Consider the following 16,569-nt stretch of genomic DNA (forward strand, 5'->3'; position numbering starts at 1 on the left):
CCGCCCCCTACGAGCCGCGTTCGGCGGGATAGCGGCGCCCCAACTGCCGTGCCAGCTCCCGCGCGGGCGCCGGTACGGCCCGGTCCGGAGGAGCGGCCGACGGCCGGAAGTCGTGCACCGGCGGATGCCACGCCCCCAGGTCGATCCGGCGGTCGCTCAGCGGCAGCACCCAGCGCGGGTCGGCGTGCACCCGCAGCACCTGCGCCTCGATCTGCGTCCATGCCCCGTCCGTCACCGTCCGCTCACCGACCCGGCGCGCCTCCAACTGCACCGGGCAGTGCACCAGTCGGGGCGGCCGTACCAGTTCGGACGGCTCCGTCCACGGTGCGTCCGTCGAGGGCGCCGTGGCACCCGTTGCTTCCTCGGTCCCCGTTGCGTCCGGCGGCAGATTGAACACCACGTCCGGGCGTACCGCGAGATTCTTGGCGGTGCGACCGCGAGCCGGCAGCCAGAGGCTGACGACCGGGCCGAGCTCCCACCGGATCCGCAGCTCGACCAGGACGAATGTTCCGTCGTCGTTCTCCGTCGACAGCAGCGCCGGGGTGACCGAACTGCTCTTCTCCAGCGCGCTTTTCATGCCGTTGAGGATAGAAGTCAGATGATTCGGTGCTCACCGAAATGTTATCAGAGGTTACTCTGTGTACATGAACCGATGGGACGCCGATCAGGAAAGCCTCACGGAGACCCCCGACATCGCCGCCCTCGCGGCGCTGCTCGCGGACCGCACCCGCGCCGCCATCTGCATGGCGCTGCTCGACGGCGGCACCTGGACCGCCGGTGAACTCGCCGAGTACGCCTCGGTGGCGCCCTCCACGACCACCGAACACCTCAACCTCCTGGTCTCCGGCGGCCTGCTCGCCGAGGAGCGCCGGGGCCGCCGCCGCTACGTACGGCTGGCCGGCCCGGACGCCGCCGAGGCGCTGGAGAACCTCGCCGGCCTGGCGCCCTACCGCCCGGTCCCGATCCGCTCCCTGGCCGAGGCCAACCAGCGCAGGGCCCTGCACCACGCCCGTACGTGCTACGACCACATCGCCGGCGCGCTCGGCGTCGCCCTGGCCGAGGTGATGACCGAACGGGGCCTGCTGGCGCGGGACTACGGCTTGGTGCTGACCGCCGCCGGCGACCGGTGGCTGACCGCCCTCGGCATCCCCGACACCGGCCCCTCGGCCGCCCACCGCGCCCACGTACGCACCTGCTTCGACTGGACGGTGCGCCGCCAGCACCTCTCCGGCGCGCTCGGCGCCGCCCTCTACCGCCACGCGGTGGACCGCGCATGGATCGTCAAGTCCCCCACCACCCGCATCCTCAGTGTCACCGCGGCCGGCCGCACGGCCTTCCGGGACCGCCTCGGCCTGCCGGACGAGGCCCTCTGCCCGTCCCTCGCGCCCGCCGCCCCCCGTGGATGAGGGCCGGGCGCCGGTGCTGCGCGGGGGCGCGGCCCCACCGGCGGACCGGCCCCCACGGGACGGCTCGTGCGCGTCAACCGCAGTCGTTCCGGTACGCGTTGAGAGGGACGACGACCCGCCCTACGCTCCGCCGTCGTCCGCCACGAGCCGTGCCGGGAAGCCGCCGGTGGCGACCGGACCCCAGCGGACCGGCGTCACCCGGATCAGCGACTTGCCCTGCTTGCGCATGGCCTCCCGGTACTCGTCCCAGTCCGGGTGCTCCCCGGAGATGTTGCGGTAGTACTCCACCAGCGGTTCGACGGAATCCGGCGCGTCGATCACCTCGGCCTCGCCGTCGATCTGCACCCACGGGCCGTTCCACTCGTCGGACAGCACGAGGACGCTGACCGACGAGACCCGCCGGGCGTTCCGGACCTTGGCGCGCTCCGGATACGTCGACATCACCAGCCGGCCGGAGTCGTCCACCCCGCAGGTCAGCGGCGACGCCTGCGGAGTGCCGTCGGTGCGGCGGGTGAGCAGGATCGCACGGTGACGGGGGCGGACGAGCTCCAGCAACTCGGGCAGCTCGACGCGGGTGTTGGTGGCGATGGAAGGGCTCATGCGACCGAGCGTAGGGCGTGGAGTGCGCTCCAGGCCCGGTCCGCCGACCGGCGCGCCCGGCCGCGTCGCCGGCGGTCAGCCCTTCAGCAGCTGCTTGCCGGTGGCCGCGTCGACGACCTTGCGGCCGGCCAGCGGGCCCTTGAGCTGGATCTTCACCTTGTCGGTGGCCAGGTTCTCGGTGCACATCCCCTTGGCGCTCTTCCGCTTGCCCCAGCCGGTCACCACCACCAGGCCCTTGGACTCGTGGCTGCGCGCGCCGAAGTGGACGTCGCAGGCGCTGTGCCCGACGGTCACGGTGATCTCCCGTGCGCCGGTGTCCTTCGGACGGTCGGCGCCGACCAGCGGCAGCAGCGCCTGCTGCCGCCCGTGGACCGGCGACACCTGGGGCCAGTCCCGCACGATCTGGTCCGCCCGCTGCTCGAAGGCGTCCGGCTTCTTCGGCGGCGGGGCGCTGCCCACGGTCTGCTGCTTCTGGCCGCAGCCGGCCAGCGCGACGGCGCCGGAGACCGCCAGCGTCAGCACGGCGGCGAGCGTACGGGTGCGGGAGAGGTGGGATCCTCGCATGACATGCCTCCTTGGTTCGGCTCTGTGACGCACCGGAGGCGGGAGAGGTTCCGCAAGGGGGGATCCGGCCGTATCCCGCCCGGTGGCACGGCCGCGCTCCGCCCACGGCGGAAAGCCGGCCGCCGCGCCCCTCGGCCCGTTAGCGTCCGCCGCATGGACACCCTCACCCGGATCACCCCCACCGTCTGGCAACTCGCCTTCCCCGTCGGACACGTCTACGCCGTGGCGCTGCCCGGCGACGGTTTCGCCCTGGTCGACACCGGCGTCCCGGGCTCCGCCCCCGCCGTCCTCGACGCGCTGGCCCGCCTCGGCGGCCGGCCCGGGCAGCTCCGGCAGATCGTGCTGACCCACTCGCACGCCGACCACGCGGGCTCCGCGGCCGACCTGGTCGCCGCCACCGGTGCCCGGGTGCTGGCCGGCGCGCTGGACGCGCCGTACCTCCGCGGTACCGCCCCCGAGCCCCCGCCGGTGCTCACCCCCGCCGAACGGCCGCTGCACGAACGGATCACGGCGGACCTCGCGGCCGCCGGGGGGCCGCCGCCGCGCCCCGTCGAGGTCGATGTCGAGCTGCGCGAGGGCGACACCCTCGACGGCTGGCCGGAGCCCGTCCGGGTGCTGCACGTCCCGGGCCACACGCCGGGCGGCATCGCCCTGCACCTGCCGGACAGCCGGCTGCTGTTCCCCGGCGACATCATCGGCGCCGACCCCGCCGGGGAGCGGGTGGTGCTCGGCCCGTTCAACGTCGCGCGCGAGGTGGCGGTCGCCTCCTTCCGGCGGCTCGCGGCGCTCGACGACGTGGACACCGTGTGCGTCCCGCACGGCGGGCCGGTCGTCGGCCGGGCCCGGGAGGTCCTCGCCGCGGCGACCCCGGAGACGGACTGGCTCTGACCGGGCGGCGGTTCAGCCGGAGTCGCGCGCCTCGACGCGGAAGGTGCCCAACCGGTGGACGGCGGGCGGCGTTCCGGGGCCGCGGACCAGCTCGTCGACCAGGCCGGCGATCCGCTCCGGCGGGGTGATCTCCGCGCGGACACTGGTCAGGCGGGGGCGCAGCAGCCGGCCCAGCAGCAGGTCGTCCGCGCCGACCACCGCGACGTCGCCGGGGGCGCGGACGCCGAGGGTGTGGCCGGCGTCCTGGAGCGCGCGCATCAGCAGCATCGCGTACTCGTCGTTGTACGCGAACACCGCGTCCAGGCCCAGCCCGGGCCAGGCGGCGGCGAGGCGCGCCGCGGACTCCTCGGTGAGCGCGAGGTCGAGCGGGCGGACCTCGGCGTCCGGGTGGGCGGCGGCCGCGGCCCGTACGCCCGCGAGGCGGGGCCCGGCGCAGGCGGCCAGCCCCGGCTCGGCGGGCAGCACCACACCGATCCGGCGGCGCCCGCCGGCCAGCAGGTGCGCGCCGGCCCGCAGTCCGGCCTCGCGCTGGTCGAGCAGGAGGGTGTGGGCGCCCGGCGGCGCCACCGGGCCGTGGGTGAGCACCGCCGCGGTGCCGGCCCGGCGCAGCAGTGCGACGGCCGGCGCGTCCAGCGGCGGGCCGTGCAGGGTGAGCACGGCGGCCGGCCGCAGCTCGGCCCAGGCGCGGGCGGCGGCCAGGGGGGAGGCGGTGGGCGCGCCGTGCAGCACACCGGTGTAGCCGAGGGCGTGCAGCGCGGTCTGGAAACCGGCCAGGAACCGGGTGAAGAGCGGACCGAGGACCGGGACGGTGTCGGCGGGCGCGGCCAGCAGCACGATGCTGCCCCGGCCGGCCCGCAGACTGCGGGCCGCGGCGTGCGGGACGTACCCCAGCTCCTCGGCGGCGGCCCGCACCCGCGCCTGGGCGCGCTCGCCGACCCGTCCGGCGGCCTGCCCGTTCAGGACGTACGAGACGGTCGCGCGGGAAACACCGGCGCGGCGGGCAACGGCCGCGCTCGTCGGGGGTGTTGGGGTGGCCCGTGGGCCGGCGGGGTCAGTCATGCTGCTGGGCATCCTCGCACAGGGTTTTCGTCCGGCGGGCCGGGGCGCGGCACGTTCCCCGCCCTCACTGACACGTGTAACGTCGCTCGCGCGGTCCCGGGCCGGGAGGGCGGCCCGGGAGGCGGCGGAAGCCGGCGCGCACGGACCAGGGAGAGGGCACGGGCATGCAGTTGCACACCCATGAATGGGGCACCGGCGAGCGGATCGCGGTGCTGGTCCACGGCATGATGTCCGACCACCGCACCTGGCACCGGGTGGGTCCGGCGCTCGCCGGGCGGGGCTACCGCGTGATCGCCGTCGACCTGCGCGGCCACGGTCTCAGCCCGCGCGGCGGGTACGGCGCCGAGGTGTTCGCCGACGACCTCGTCGAGACCCTGCCGGCCCGTCCCGAGGTGGTCCTCGGGCACTCGCTGGGCGGCCTCGCGCTCTCCCTGGCCGTGGAGCGGCTGCAACCGCGGCGGGCGGTCTACAGCGAACCGGCGTGGTCGCTCGGCCGGGTCGGCCAGCCGGTCGACCCGGCGGTGTTCGTCACCTTCAAGACCGCGGACCGGGCGATGGTGTCGGGCTTCAACCCGCGCTGGGACGACACCGACGTCGGCATCGAACTCGCCACCCTCGCGCTGTGGGACACCGGCACCGCCCGGGCGCTGTCCGCCGAGCACCTGCGGGACCGCACGCCGGAGAAGCCGGTGGTCCCCTCGCTGGTGCAGATCGCGGGGGAGGGGTTCCTCTTCACCGACGACGCGGCCGCCGAACTCGCCGCCCGCGGCTTCGAGGTGCGTACCGTGCCCGGCGCCGGCCACACCGTCCACCGCGACGACTTCGACGGCTTCATGACCGGGCTGGAGGGGTGGGTGTAGCGCCCGTTCCGCCGGCCTGCCGCACCAGCAGGCGGCCCAGCGCGGTGCGCCGGTGGAGCACCGCCCGCCCGGCGCGGGTGGTGCTGATCAGGCCCGCGCCGCGCAGCGCGGCGGTGTGCGCGGAGGCGGTGGCGTTGCCGACGCCGAGCCGCCGGGCGAGGCCGCTGGTGGTGTGCTCCTCGGCGAGCAGCAGCAGGATCTCGCAGCGGGTCCGGCCGAGTACGGCGGCCAGCGCCTCGTCCGGGCCGGCCGCCCCGTCCGGTGCGAGCGGCAGGCCCGAGCCGGCCGGGTAGGTCAGGAAGAGGGGGCCGTCGGGCGGCTCGGCGACGAGGGGGTGCCCGCCCCAGTGGAAGGTCGGGCGCAGCACCAGGCCGCGGCCGGCCGGTCTGACGTCGGTGTGCCCGGGCGCCGCGAACTCCCAGACGCCGGCCCGCAGTCGGCTGCCGGGGACGAGCGCGGTGAGCGCGGCGCCGGTGCCGTGCTCGGCGACCGTCAGCGCATGGCGGGTGAACTCCTCCCGGTGCAGGTCCTGGACGAGGGGCCAGACGGGGCCGAGCGCGGTGTCGAACGCCGCCCGCTGGGCGCGGCGCAGCAGCCGCCAGGACGCGGCGTCGCCGCGGTGCAGGCCGTGGACCCAGGGCGGGACCGGGCCCGGGTGGCCGGCGTACACCCGCTCCAACTCGGCGCGCACCAGGGCGGGCCGGGTGGCCCGTACCGACTCCAGCCCGTCCGTCAGGCTGTCGCTGAAGACGTCGAGGAACGCGGGGGCCGCCGCCGCGGGGACCAGGTCCGCGAGGGGTTCGGCCGCGGCCGGCAGGGACCGCAGCAGCCGCCGTCGCCAGCGGTCGAAGAGCAGCCGGCCGTCGGGGCGGGTCATCCTCAGCAGGGCCGTGTTCAGTTCCTGCAGCGGGGCCGGCCGGGGCGCGAGGCGGATCCGGGCGAGGTCGGCGGCCGTGAGGTGGATCCGGATCACTACGCTCCTCCGTGGCGCCGCGCCAGCCTTTCGGGCAGGGCCACAACCTTCGCCCGCGACAGCCGCCGGACGCCAGCATGCGGGCATGTCCTCCTCATTCACGCACACCGCGGCCGGGCCGGACCGGCGGACCGTCGCCGCGTCGGCCCTGCTGGCCGGTGGTCTGCTGCTCACCGGCGGCACCGGTGCCGCCCGCGCCCGGGGCCGCGCGCAGGGCCCGGCCCGGCCCGCGGCCGGCCGCACCCTGCGGCTGCCCGCACCGACCGGCCCGCACCGCCTCGGGGTGACCACCCTCTACCTCGTCGACCGCTCCCGGCGCGACCCGTGGGACGCCGGCATCCCCGTACGGGAACTCATGGTGACCGTCTTCTATCCGGCCCGCGGTGTCCGCGGGCTGCCGGTCGCCCCGCAGATGACCGAGGGCGCGGCGGCCGCGTTCGCCGACATCGACGTCCGGGTGCACCACCTCCCGGCGTCCGGGGTGGACTGGGCGGCGACGCCTACCCACGCCCACCCCGGCGCGCCCGCGCAGCCCGTCCGGCGGCCGGTGCTGCTGTACAGCCCCGGGGGCGGCGACCCGCGCACCCTCGGCACCGGCCTCGCCGAGGAACTCGCCAGCCACGGCCATGTGGTGGTGACCGTCGACCACCCCGGCGACGCCGGTGAGGTCGAGTTCCCCGGCACCACGCCGTACCGCACGGACCCGGTGCGCACCACCGTCCTCAGGGACGACCCCCGGCAGCATCCCGCGCTCTTCCGCACCCTGATCGACACCCGGATCGCCGACCTCCGCTTCGTCCGGGACCAGTTGGCGGTGCTCGCGGCCGGGGGCAGCCCCGACGCGGCCGGCCGTGCCCTGCCGGAGCACCTCGGCCGGGCGCTGGACCTGCGGCGGGTGGGCCTCTACGGCCACTCGGCCGGCGGCACCGCGGTCGCCGAGGCACTGTACGAGGACCGGCGGTTCGCCGCCGCCGCCAATCTGGAGGGCTATCTCGACCACCCGGCGGAGCGGCCCGGTTCCGGCCGGGCGGGGGAGCTGTACCCCGTCGCCCGGTACGGCACGGACCGGCCGCTGCTCCTGCTGGGTTCCGAGCGGTTCATCGGCGCGCGGGGGCGCGAGGAGCTGGCGCGTTCCTGGTCGGCGATGCTCGCCCGTCCCGGGGGACGCACCCGTAGGCGGCAGATCGACGGTGCCGCGCACTGGGTGTTCACCGACTACGCCGCCCTGGCGCCCGCGCTGCAGGCCGCCGGCCTGATGACGGCCGCCGACCGGGACGCGCTGACCGGGCCGGTCGGCCCGGCGCGCGCGGTACCCGAGGTGCGGCACCACCTGCGGGCGTTCTTCACCCGGCAGCTGCCGCCGCGGTGCTGACGCTATGTCAGGTATCGCAGTCCAGCAGCGTCTTGCACAGTCCGCAGCGGGCCTGGAGGCGGCCGCGGACCGGGACCCGGATCCGCTGGTGGCAGGCCGGGCAGGGGAACGACACCCGCAGCGGCGCGTCCTCGAAGGCGTAGCCGTCGTCGGGGCCCGCCACCCGGCCGGTCCGCCGCGGATCGTGCGCCGCCCGCCGGTCCTTGGCGTAGCGGAGCCGGGCGGCCCAGCCGGCCCCGGCCAGCGGTGGCCGGCGGGCGTCCTGGCGGGCCCGCGCCGCACCCGCCGTGTATGCGTCGTACGCCTGCGGGCTGGTGAACCACGGCGCCGGGTCCTCGCCGAAGAACGCGGCCCGCTTGGCGAGGACGTAGCCGAACTCCTCCGGCGTCAGATAGCCGAGCTTCTGCGAGAACGGGCCGTGCTCGCGGTAGGCGTCCAGCAGCAGCCAGCCCGCGCCCAGGTAGGTGGTGGCGGTGTCGGTGAGGATCTCGTTGTCCCGGGTGTCGGGGAACGACAGGTCCAGGCGGTGCAGGTAGACGTGCATCACCTCGTGGGCCAGCGCGGCGCCGATGTCCTTGCGGTGCTTCTTGAAGCGGTCGTTCAGCTCGATGAAGTACTCGGGTCCCGCGGTGAGTTCGACGTTGGCGGCGTGCTCCATCTCGCGGAATCCGACCACCATCCGCGCGTCCGGCAGATGCAGTTGCCGGACCAGGGCGCGGGCGACCCGCTGCGCGCCCAGGTACAGGTCCTCGGTGTCGTCGAAGGCCACCTCGGCGGGCGGCACGCTGGTGGCGAAGGTGCTCACCGTGTCGTACGACAGGCGTTTGAAGAGCGCGTGGACGGCCGAACGCACCGTGTCGAGATGCGGAAAGCCGTGCTCGATATCGCTTGTGCCCGTGGTCACCGGGCTCACTGTACGGGTGTCCGGGATGGTCCGGTATGAGCCGTACCGGGCCGGGGTGCGACGGGAGTTGGCCGGATGCGCACCCTTGTCACCCCGATTGCCCGCTCCACATAATCCAAGGGCGCTTCACGGACTCATCCCCCACTGGGTCCGGACGCCTCACGGCGTGCTGCCCGCCCTCCACACATTCCGCGGCGGCCACGTCCGGCTCCGGTGTTGGCATGGGCTCGTCAGCAAGGCAACCCCCCACGAAAGGAAGCCCGTTGCGCAGCTACCGGAAGCTCCTCAAGAGAAGCACCGCCGTCGGCGCGATCACCCTGGCCGCCTTCAGCCTCCAGCCCGGCTCGGCCGGCGCCGCCCCCGCCCCGGACCCGTCCGGCTCCGTCCACACCAAGGTCGTCGGCGGCACCAAGGCCGACCAGGGTGAATTCCCCTTCATGGTCCGGCTGTCGATGGGCTGCGGCGGCGCCCTCTACACCAAGGACATCGTGCTCACCGCGGCGCACTGCGTCGACGGCAGCGGCGACAACACCTCCATCACCGCCACCGCCGGCGTGGTGGACCTCCAGGACTCCGCCGCCGTCAAGGTGAACTCCACCAAGGTCCTGCAGGCGCCCGGCTACAACGGCAAGGGCAAGGACTGGGCGCTGATCAAGCTCGCCAAGCCGCTGGACCAGCCGACGCTGAAGATCGCCGAGGACACCAAGCTGAACAACGGCGACTTCACCATCGCCGGCTGGGGCGCCGACAAGGAAGGCGGCGACCAGCAGCGCTACCTGCTCAAGGCGACCGTGCCGTTCGTCGACGACGCCGCCTGCCAGAAGGCGTACGGCGACCAGCTGACCCCCGGCGACGAGATCTGCGCCGGCAAGGTGGACACCGGCGGCGTCGACACCTGCCAGGGCGACTCCGGCGGCCCGATGTTCCGCAAGGACGACGCCGGCCAGTGGCTCCAGGTCGGCATCGTCTCCTGGGGCGACGGCTGCGCACGGCCCGGCAAGCCCGGTGTCTACAGCGAGGTGAGCACCTTCGCCGCGGACATCAAGAAGGCCGCCGGCGAACTCGGCGGCTGACCGCACCACCCACGCGAGCGCGGGGCCCGGGGCACCACCCCGGGCCCCGCGCCCCGTCCGCCCGCCGCCGTTCCCCGCCCGTCGCGCCCGGAGCCCGGTGCCCCGTTCCCGCCCGGGCGCCCCCGGGCCGTTGGTCCCGGACCTCGGTCCCTCGCGCCCCGGACATCGGTCCGCCCCCGCGGGGGACCAAGCTCCCCCGCGCGCCCGGGCCCTGTGCCGCCCACGATGACCGAACGGCCCCGCCCCCGCGGCCGGCCGCCGCGTAGCGTGAACGGCATGCCCACCGAGCCCCGCACCCGGCCCCGGGAGCGCGACCGCGACCGCCGCACGACGGCCGTCGCCGCGCTGCTCCTCGCCGCCTCCGCCGCGGCCCTCACCTACGTCCTCCTCGGCGGCCACCACGACCCCGTCGAAAAGGCCGCCGAGCCCGCGCCGACCCTGCTGCCGGCCTCCTGACGGCCCGGCCGGCCACATCTGTCCAACACCTCCACCCCCTTTGTCCATAGGCCGGTGCCCCGCCCCGGCAGCACGCTGTCCGCCGACAGCAGTGCAGGCCGAAGGGGAGGACAGCGCGCGTGAACGAACAGACAGGTGCCCCGCGCGGGCCCAGCCGCAGAAAGGTCGTCGCCGCCACCGCGCTCGCCCCGGTCGCCGGCGCCCTCCCGCTCGGCGCGCGCCCCGCCGAGGCCGCCTCCCGCACCGGCGAGGCGGTGCTGCGCTCCGACGCACTGGAGGTCCGCGTCGACACCGCCTTCCCGCGCATCGTCTCCTACACCGACCGCGGCACCGGCGCCGTCCTGTACGGCCAGGACACCCCGGTCACCCGGGTCCTGATCGACGACGTCCCGCACACCCCCGACGTCAGCCACCGCGTCCGCGCCGACCGGGCCGGCTACCTCCTCCGCTTCGACGGCGGCACCACCATCGAGGTGGAGATCGCCGTCCGCGGGTGGACCACCACCTGGCGGGTCACCGCCCTCACCGACACCCCGGCGCTGCGCGTCGGCACCCTGGAGATCCCCGGCCTCGCCCTGCTCGGCGTCCGCAGCGGCCCGCCCGGCGCGGCCCTGCTCGCCGCCCGGATCGAACTGGACAAGGCGAAGAGCGGCGACACCCTCGTCCAGGTCACCGACGCCACCCCCGCCGAGCCCGCGCCCACCGGCTGCGCCTACGCCGTCGTCGCCACCGGCGAACTCGCCGCGGGCATCGAGACCAACACCGTCTACGACAAGCCGTCCACCGCCACCACCTGGGAGAACGGCCGGCTGTGGCGGCAGACCGTGCGGGGCGACGGCTTCGTCAAGGCGCAGCTGGTCCCGGGCCAGTGGACGCACCGGGCGGCCGGGCAGCCGGTGGAGGCCACCGAGCCGCTGCCGTACGCCACCGTCATCGTCACCCGCGACCGCAACGGCGACGGCACCGCCGACTGGCAGGACGGCGCCATCGCGCTGCGCGACATCATGGTGATGCCGCTGGGCGCGGACACCCAGCACCTGCGGGTCGTCCCGCACATCCCGTTCAACTTCGCCAGCCAGGCCACCAACCCGTTCCTGGCCACCCTCGACAACGTCAAGCGGATCGCGCTGGCCACCGACGGGCTGCGGCAGTTCACCCTCCTCAAGGGCTACCAGTCCGAAGGGCACGACTCCGCCCATCCCGACTACGGCGGCAACTACAACGAGCGGGCCGGCGGCCTCGCCGACCTCAACACCCTGCTGCGCGCCGGGAAGAAGTGGCACAGCGACTTCGCGGTGCACGTCAACGCCACCGAGTCCTATCCCGTCGCGCACGCCTTCTCCGAGACGCTCGTCGACAAGACCGACAAGCAGTGGGACTGGCTCGACCAGTCGTACCGCATCGACGCCCGCCGCGACCTGGTCTCCGGCGACATCGCCGCCCGCTTCGCCCGGCTGCGCAAGGAGACCGACCCGGCCCTGACCACCCTCTACCTCGACGTCTTCCGCGAGTCGGGCTGGAACTCCGACCGCCTCCAGCGCCATCTGCGCGACCAGGGCTGGCAGGTCACCAGCGAATGGGGCCACGGACTGGAGCGCTCCTCGCTGTGGTCGCACTGGGCGAACGAGACCGACTACGGCCCGGACACCTCCCGCGGCATCAACTCCCGACTGATCCGCTTCCTGCGCAACCACCACAAGGACGTCTTCGCGAACAAGTGGCCCACGCTGCTGGGCAGCGGCCGGATGGGCAACTTCGAGGGCTGGGTCGGCAAAACCGACTGGAACGCGTTCCACGCGATCATCTGGACCGACGCGCTGCCCGCCAAGTACCTCCAGGCGTACCCGATCAGGACCTGGGGCGCGCACGAGATCACCTTCGAGGGGCCCACCCGCACCTCGGTCAGCGACGCCGGGGGCACCCGCAAGATCACCACCGACGGCCGCCTCGTCTACGACGACGGCACGTATCTGCTCCCCTGGGAGCCCCGCCGGGCCACCGACCCCGGCAAGCTCTACCACTACAACCCCCGGGGCGGGACGACCCGTTGGGAACTGCCCCGGGGCTGGTCGGCGGCGCGCGCGGTGTACGCCTACCGGCTCACCGACCAGGGCCGCACCCAGGAGGAACGCCTCCCGGTCAGCGACGGCCGGGTCACCCTCACCGCCGCACCCGGCGTGGCGTACGTCGTCCACCGGGACCGGGCCCCCGCCCAGGGCGACCCCGGCTGGGGCGAGGGCACCCCGCTGCGTGACCCCGGCTTCCACTCCGGGACCCTCGACGCCTGGCGGACCACCGGCCCCGCCGCCGTCGAACGCTCCGAACTCGGCGACCACGAGCTGGTCATCGGCGCGGGCGGGGCGGCCACCGTCGCCCAGCGCCTCGGCCGGCTCGCCCCAGGCCACTACGCCGCCTCGGTGCAGATCGAGGTCGGCCGGACGGCCGGCGAGCGGCGGCGGGCGGGCCTCACGGTCCGTACCGCCGACGGCGTCACCGCCGCCAACTGGACCGACACCTCCACCGCCGGCAACTACGTCGCCGCCGACCGCAAGTCCGGCACCCGCTTCCAGCGGCTGTTCACCCGCTTCACCGTCCCCGAGGGCGGCGGCCCGGTCACCCTCACCCTGACCGCCGCCGCGGGAGCGGCCCGGGTCCGGTTCGACAACGTCCGGGTCGTGCCCACCGGACCCACCGGGAAGCCCGGCACCCTGGCGTACGAGGACTTCGAGCACGTCCCGCAGGGCTGGGGCGTCTTCGTCAAGGGCGACGCGGGCGGCAGCACCGACCCGCGCACCCACCTCGCCCAGCGGCACGCCCCGTTCACCCAGCGCGGCTGGAACGGCAAGGCCGTCGACGACGTCATCGACGGCGGCCAGTCGCTCAAGTCACGCGGCGAGAACACCGGGCTGGTGCACCGCACCGTCCCGCACACCGTCCGTTTCACGCCCGGCCGCCGCTACCGGGTCACCGTCCGCTACCAGAACGAGACGGCCGGCCAGTACGCCTGGGTGACCGCCGTCGACGAGCCCGCACCCCGCGAGCTGAGCCGCACCCCGCTGCCCGTCGCGACCCAGCCGGCCACCCACACCTACGAGTTCACCGCACCCGAGCGGGGCGAGGCGTGGGTGGGGCTGCGCAAGGTGGGGGAGGACGGGACGGCGGAATGCGTCCTGGACGGCTTCGAGGTGCGCGAGGTGCGGGACTAGTACGGCGCTTCCCCGCGCGGCTGCGCGCAGGGATACAGACCGGGCGCCCCCGCCCTCGTTCCTTCCCCCACCGGGGCCGGGGCGCCCTCCCACTCCCACAGCAGCAGCTCGTTGTCGCCCTCCCGCAGCACCGGCCCCGGCACGTACAGGGTGTGCTGCGGTCCGACGGACCGGTAGCGGCCCAGGCAGAACCCGTTGAGCCACGCGAAGCCGTGCGTCCAGCCCGGCAGCGCGAGGTCCGCGTCGCCCGGCCGCCCGGTCACCGTCAGCGTCCCCCGGTACAGGCCCGCGGCCCCGCCGGCCCCCGCCACCGGGCGGAACGGGACCGCCGCCGTCGCGCCGGCCTCCTCCAGCGCGTCCAGCCGCAGGCCCCGCGACCGCACCCCGTGCAGATACTGCCGCTCGTGCAGCAGCCCGCCCGTGATGCCCTTGGACTCGCCCAGCCGCGGCCCGTAGTTGACCCGCCCCAGCGACCCCACCCACAACTCCACCGACGCCGGCCCCGCCACCGCGCCGAGGTCCGCGTCGGCACCGTCCACCACGCCCCGCCGCTCCCCGTCGACGAACACCACCGCCCGGTCCCGCAACCCCCGCACCCGCAGCGGATACCGGCCCCGCGGCCCCGGCACCGCCACCCGGTAGCGCACCAGCCCGCGGTCCACGCCCAGCTCCTCGAACGTCGCCGGCCCACCGCCCTCGGTCTCCGGGCCGCCCAGCGCGTCCATCACCGCCCCGGCCGGGGCCCACTCCGCGAGCACCGCCCGCACCGGAGCGGCGAGCACCGGCAGCGGCGCGGGCGGCTCGGGCAGCGGCCCGTCCGCGTAACCGGCGAGCACCTCCCGGAACCGCCGGAACTTCTCCGTCGGCCGGCCCCGTTCGTCGACCGGCGCCCCGTAGTCGTAGGAGGTGACCGTCGCCCGCAGCTCCCCGTCGTGCAGCTCACCGGCCCGGTTCGCGCCCGCCCAGCCGCCGAAGTTCGAACCGCCGTGCGCCATGTAGACGTTGACCGACGCCCCGCACTCCAGGATCTCCCGCAGCGCCGCCGCCGCGTCCCCGGCCGTCCGCGGCTCCGGTGCCGCGCCCCAGTGCGTGAACCACCCGCACCAGAACTCCGCGCACATCAGCGGCCCGCGCGGCTGGTGGCGGCGCAGCGCCGCGAACGCCTCCCGGGCCCCCGCACCGAAGTTGACGGTGGCCGGCACCCCGGGCACCGAGCCGCCGGTGAGCATGTGGTCCTCGGGACCGTCCGAGGTGAACAGCGGCACCCGCACGCCCAGCGCCCGCAGCCGCGCCACGAGGTGCGCCAGGTAGCGGGCGTCGCTGCCGTACGAGCCGTACTCGTTCTCCACCTGCACCATGAGCACCGGTCCGGCGCCGGGACCGCGCGGCGCGGACGCCGCGGTGCACTGCCGCGCCACCACCTGCGGCAGCAGCCGCCCGAACCACGCGTCCACCGCCGCCAGATACGCCGCGTCCCGGGTGCGCACGCGCCGGCCCAGCGGCCCGGTCAGCCACGCCGGCAGCCCGCCGTTCTCCCACTCCGCGCAGATGTACGGCCCCGGCCGGACGATCGCCCACAGCCCCGCCGCGCCCGCCGCGTCCAGGAACCGGCCCAGCGCCTCGGGGTCCCGGAACGCACCGGGCCGCGGCTCGTGGAGGTTCCACGGCACGTACGTCTCCACACAGTTCAGGCCCATCGCCCGCAGCATCGCGAGCCGGTGGCCCCACTGCGCCTCGTGCACCCGGAAGTAGTGCATCGCCCCGGACAGCAGCCGCACCGGCCGCCCGTCCAGCGTGAAGTCCCGCTCGCCCACCGCAAATCCCGCCACGCCACCGCCCCTGAGTCCGCGTCCCGCGGTCACCGGCCGGCGCCCGCGGTCACCGGTCACCCTCGCCCTCTGGCGGTGTGACGGTCCATGGACAAAGATCGGCGTTGTTTGGACGGAGCGGAACGGAAGAGGTACCGAGGACGGGAGGTCCGGGCGTGTACCACACCTGGATGCGCTACTTCACCCCGAGCCCGGTCCACCACCGGCTCGGCCTGGTCTGCCTGGGCGTCGGCCTCCAGCACGGCGCGCTGCCCACGGTCGGCCCGCGCACCCTCGACCACCACGTCGCCGTCGTCATCAGCGCCGGCCGCGGCTGGTTCACCACCCCCGACGGCCACCGCCGGGCCGTCACCGCGCCGGCCCTGCTGTGGATCGTCCCCGGGGTGACCCACCACTACGGCGCCGACCCGGACACCGGCTGGGACGAGAGCTTCGTCGACTTCACCGGCCCGGCCGCCGCCACCTACACCGAACTCGGCTACATCGACCCGGACGACCCGGTCGTCCCGCTCGCCGACACCGGCCCCGCCCGCGCCGCGGTCGGCCGCATCGCGCGCGCCGCCCGCCGCGGCAACCCCCTGCTGGAGGTGGAGACCTCCGCCGGCGTCCACGAACTCCTCGTCGCGCTGCGCCGCGCCCGCGCCGACACCGACGCCGACGGCGATCCCGTGCTGGCGGCCCTGGCCCGCGACGCCTTCCTGCCCCTGTCGGTCGCCGAGCACGCCGCCCGGCACGGCATGACCCCGGCCGAACTGCGCACCGCCGTACGCCGCGGTGCCGGCTGCAGCCCCAAGGACTACCTGCTGGGCATCCGCCTGGGCCGGGCCAAGGAACTCCTGGTCGGCACCGAACTCCCGGTCGCCGCGGTGGCCCGCCGGGTCGGCTACGACGACCCGGCCTACTTCAGCCGGCTGTTCACCCGCCGGGTCGGCACCGCCCCGGTCCGCTTCCGGGACCGCCAGGTCCGCAGCGTCCCGGGGGGCTGGTCCACGCAGATCCCGGACCCGGACAAGCCCCCACTGGTCAGCGGGGGCGGCCCGTAGCGGGGCGGGCGTCAGGGCGAGAGTTCCTCCAGGCCGGCTGCCCGGCCGTACGCCGGTAGGGGCGGCCCGCCCGGCGCGGCGCGGTCAGCACGCCGAACCCCGCCACCGACAGCCCGTGCGCCTCCACCGACGCCGTCAGCCGGGCGCTTCCGGCCCGCTGTCCGCCGCGATGAGCAACCGCCCCCGGGCATCGCGCCCACCTCCCCGCTCCGCGCCGCCGGGCCGCCGCCCGGCATCCGATCACCCGGAATGGTTCAGAGCCGAGAAGCCGTGCCCCTGACCTTCCCGGCCCGCCCAAACCCCCGTGCACCGCCCACCGGCCGTACGGCAGCATGG

Annotated in this window: 15 protein-coding genes; 8 read left to right on the plus strand and 7 right to left on the minus strand. The window is 75.5% G+C overall.

Annotated features, from left to right (window positions below; genetic code table 11):
- Window positions 1–7: 7 nt before the first annotated feature.
- Window positions 8–577 (minus strand): hypothetical protein, encoded by a 570-nt coding sequence (locus SL103_RS09165; RefSeq protein ID WP_069568235.1) that lies wholly within the window; start codon window positions 575–577, stop codon window positions 8–10.
- A 67-nt stretch (window positions 578–644) separates the two neighbouring features.
- Here SL103_RS09165 and SL103_RS09170 point away from each other — a divergent pair, with 67 nt between their 5' ends.
- Window positions 645–1,406: a winged helix-turn-helix domain-containing protein gene (locus SL103_RS09170; RefSeq protein ID WP_069568236.1), complete on the plus strand. Its 762-nt coding sequence runs from the start codon at window positions 645–647 to the stop codon at window positions 1,404–1,406.
- Window positions 1,407–1,526: 120 nt separating this feature from the next.
- Here the strand turns inward: SL103_RS09170 and SL103_RS09175 are convergent, their stop codons facing one another.
- Window positions 1,527–2,006, minus strand: a complete 480-nt coding sequence (locus SL103_RS09175; RefSeq protein WP_069568237.1) for a PPOX class F420-dependent oxidoreductase — start codon at window positions 2,004–2,006, stop codon at window positions 1,527–1,529.
- Window positions 2,007–2,081: 75 nt separating this feature from the next.
- Window positions 2,082–2,570, minus strand: a complete 489-nt coding sequence (locus SL103_RS09180) for a hypothetical protein (RefSeq protein ID WP_069568238.1) — start codon at window positions 2,568–2,570, stop codon at window positions 2,082–2,084.
- A gap of 153 nt (window positions 2,571–2,723) precedes the next feature.
- On the opposite strand from SL103_RS09180, the gene SL103_RS09185 reads away from it, so the two are divergent.
- The gene (locus SL103_RS09185; RefSeq protein WP_069568239.1) at window positions 2,724–3,458 is read left to right on the plus strand and encodes an MBL fold metallo-hydrolase; all 735 of its coding nucleotides are present in this window, start codon (window positions 2,724–2,726) and stop codon (window positions 3,456–3,458) included.
- Between the two features lie 12 nt (window positions 3,459–3,470).
- Here SL103_RS09185 and SL103_RS09190 read toward each other — a convergent pair whose 3' ends face one another.
- The gene (locus SL103_RS09190) at window positions 3,471–4,517 is read right to left on the minus strand and encodes a LacI family DNA-binding transcriptional regulator (protein WP_069568240.1); all 1,047 of its coding nucleotides are present in this window, start codon (window positions 4,515–4,517) and stop codon (window positions 3,471–3,473) included.
- Window positions 4,518–4,681: 164 nt separating this feature from the next.
- Here SL103_RS09190 and SL103_RS09195 point away from each other — a divergent pair, with 164 nt between their 5' ends.
- The gene (locus SL103_RS09195) at window positions 4,682–5,377 is read left to right on the plus strand and encodes an alpha/beta fold hydrolase (protein WP_069568241.1); all 696 of its coding nucleotides are present in this window, start codon (window positions 4,682–4,684) and stop codon (window positions 5,375–5,377) included.
- Here SL103_RS09195 and SL103_RS09200 read toward each other — a convergent pair.
- Window positions 5,349–6,350: an ArsR/SmtB family transcription factor gene (locus SL103_RS09200; protein ID WP_069568242.1), complete on the minus strand. Its 1,002-nt coding sequence runs from the start codon at window positions 6,348–6,350 to the stop codon at window positions 5,349–5,351. The two genes, SL103_RS09195 and SL103_RS09200, sit on opposite strands and share 29 nt — an antisense overlap.
- A gap of 85 nt (window positions 6,351–6,435) precedes the next feature.
- Between SL103_RS09200 and SL103_RS09205 the strand changes: the two genes are divergently transcribed.
- Window positions 6,436–7,722: an acetylhydrolase gene (locus SL103_RS09205; protein WP_069568243.1), complete on the plus strand. Its 1,287-nt coding sequence runs from the start codon at window positions 6,436–6,438 to the stop codon at window positions 7,720–7,722.
- A gap of 7 nt (window positions 7,723–7,729) precedes the next feature.
- On the opposite strand, the gene SL103_RS09210 is transcribed toward SL103_RS09205, so the two are convergent.
- The gene (locus SL103_RS09210; RefSeq protein ID WP_069573558.1) at window positions 7,730–8,626 is read right to left on the minus strand and encodes a hypothetical protein; all 897 of its coding nucleotides are present in this window, start codon (window positions 8,624–8,626) and stop codon (window positions 7,730–7,732) included.
- A gap of 263 nt (window positions 8,627–8,889) precedes the next feature.
- Here SL103_RS09210 and SL103_RS09215 point away from each other — a divergent pair, with 263 nt between their 5' ends.
- The 3 genes from SL103_RS09215 to SL103_RS09225 all read left to right on the plus strand — a co-directional run bounded on the left by SL103_RS09215 (window position 8,890) and on the right by SL103_RS09225 (window position 13,361).
- The gene (locus tag SL103_RS09215) at window positions 8,890–9,699 is read left to right on the plus strand and encodes a S1 family peptidase (protein ID WP_069568244.1); all 810 of its coding nucleotides are present in this window, start codon (window positions 8,890–8,892) and stop codon (window positions 9,697–9,699) included.
- Between the two features lie 276 nt (window positions 9,700–9,975).
- Window positions 9,976–10,155, plus strand: coding sequence for a hypothetical protein (locus SL103_RS09220; RefSeq protein ID WP_069568245.1), 180 nt, complete (start codon window positions 9,976–9,978; stop codon window positions 10,153–10,155).
- Window positions 10,156–10,274: 119 nt separating this feature from the next.
- Window positions 10,275–13,361, plus strand: a complete 3,087-nt coding sequence (locus SL103_RS09225) for an endo-alpha-N-acetylgalactosaminidase family protein (RefSeq protein ID WP_069568246.1) — start codon at window positions 10,275–10,277, stop codon at window positions 13,359–13,361.
- Here the strand turns inward: SL103_RS09225 and SL103_RS09230 are convergent.
- Complete coding sequence (locus SL103_RS09230) at window positions 13,358–15,190, minus strand: glycoside hydrolase family 35 protein (protein WP_069573559.1); 1,833 nt, start codon at window positions 15,188–15,190, stop codon at window positions 13,358–13,360. The genes SL103_RS09225 and SL103_RS09230 overlap by 4 nt on opposite strands.
- Before the next feature lie 155 nt (window positions 15,191–15,345).
- Between SL103_RS09230 and SL103_RS09235 the strand changes: the two genes are divergently transcribed.
- The gene (locus SL103_RS09235) at window positions 15,346–16,233 is read left to right on the plus strand and encodes a helix-turn-helix domain-containing protein (RefSeq protein ID WP_069568247.1); all 888 of its coding nucleotides are present in this window, start codon (window positions 15,346–15,348) and stop codon (window positions 16,231–16,233) included.
- The last annotated feature ends 336 nt before the right edge of the window (window positions 16,234–16,569 follow it).

Origin of the sequence: Streptomyces lydicus (assembly GCF_001729485.1) — a bacterium.
Lineage (GTDB): Bacteria > Actinomycetota > Actinomycetes > Streptomycetales > Streptomycetaceae > Streptomyces > Streptomyces lydicus_D.

What these genes read in the sequence shown, in the direction of transcription:
- SL103_RS09220 (WP_069568245.1), top strand. Translation starts at nt 9,976, where the DNA reads ATGCCCACCGAGCCCCGCACCCGGCCCCGGGAGCGCGACCGCGACCGC.
- SL103_RS09170 (WP_069568236.1), top strand. Translation starts at nt 645, where the DNA reads ATGAACCGATGGGACGCCGATCAGGAAAGCCTCACGGAGACCCCCGAC.
- SL103_RS09180 (WP_069568238.1), bottom strand. Translation starts at nt 2,570, where the DNA reads ATGCGAGGATCCCACCTCTCCCGCACCCGTACGCTCGCCGCCGTGCTG.
- SL103_RS09205 (WP_069568243.1), top strand. Translation starts at nt 6,436, where the DNA reads ATGTCCTCCTCATTCACGCACACCGCGGCCGGGCCGGACCGGCGGACC.
- SL103_RS09175 (WP_069568237.1), bottom strand. Translation starts at nt 2,006, where the DNA reads ATGAGCCCTTCCATCGCCACCAACACCCGCGTCGAGCTGCCCGAGTTG.
- SL103_RS09185 (WP_069568239.1), top strand. Translation starts at nt 2,724, where the DNA reads ATGGACACCCTCACCCGGATCACCCCCACCGTCTGGCAACTCGCCTTC.
- SL103_RS09165 (WP_069568235.1), bottom strand. Translation starts at nt 577, where the DNA reads ATGAAAAGCGCGCTGGAGAAGAGCAGTTCGGTCACCCCGGCGCTGCTG.
- SL103_RS09190 (WP_069568240.1), bottom strand. Translation starts at nt 4,517, where the DNA reads ATGACTGACCCCGCCGGCCCACGGGCCACCCCAACACCCCCGACGAGC.
- SL103_RS09195 (WP_069568241.1), top strand. Translation starts at nt 4,682, where the DNA reads ATGCAGTTGCACACCCATGAATGGGGCACCGGCGAGCGGATCGCGGTG.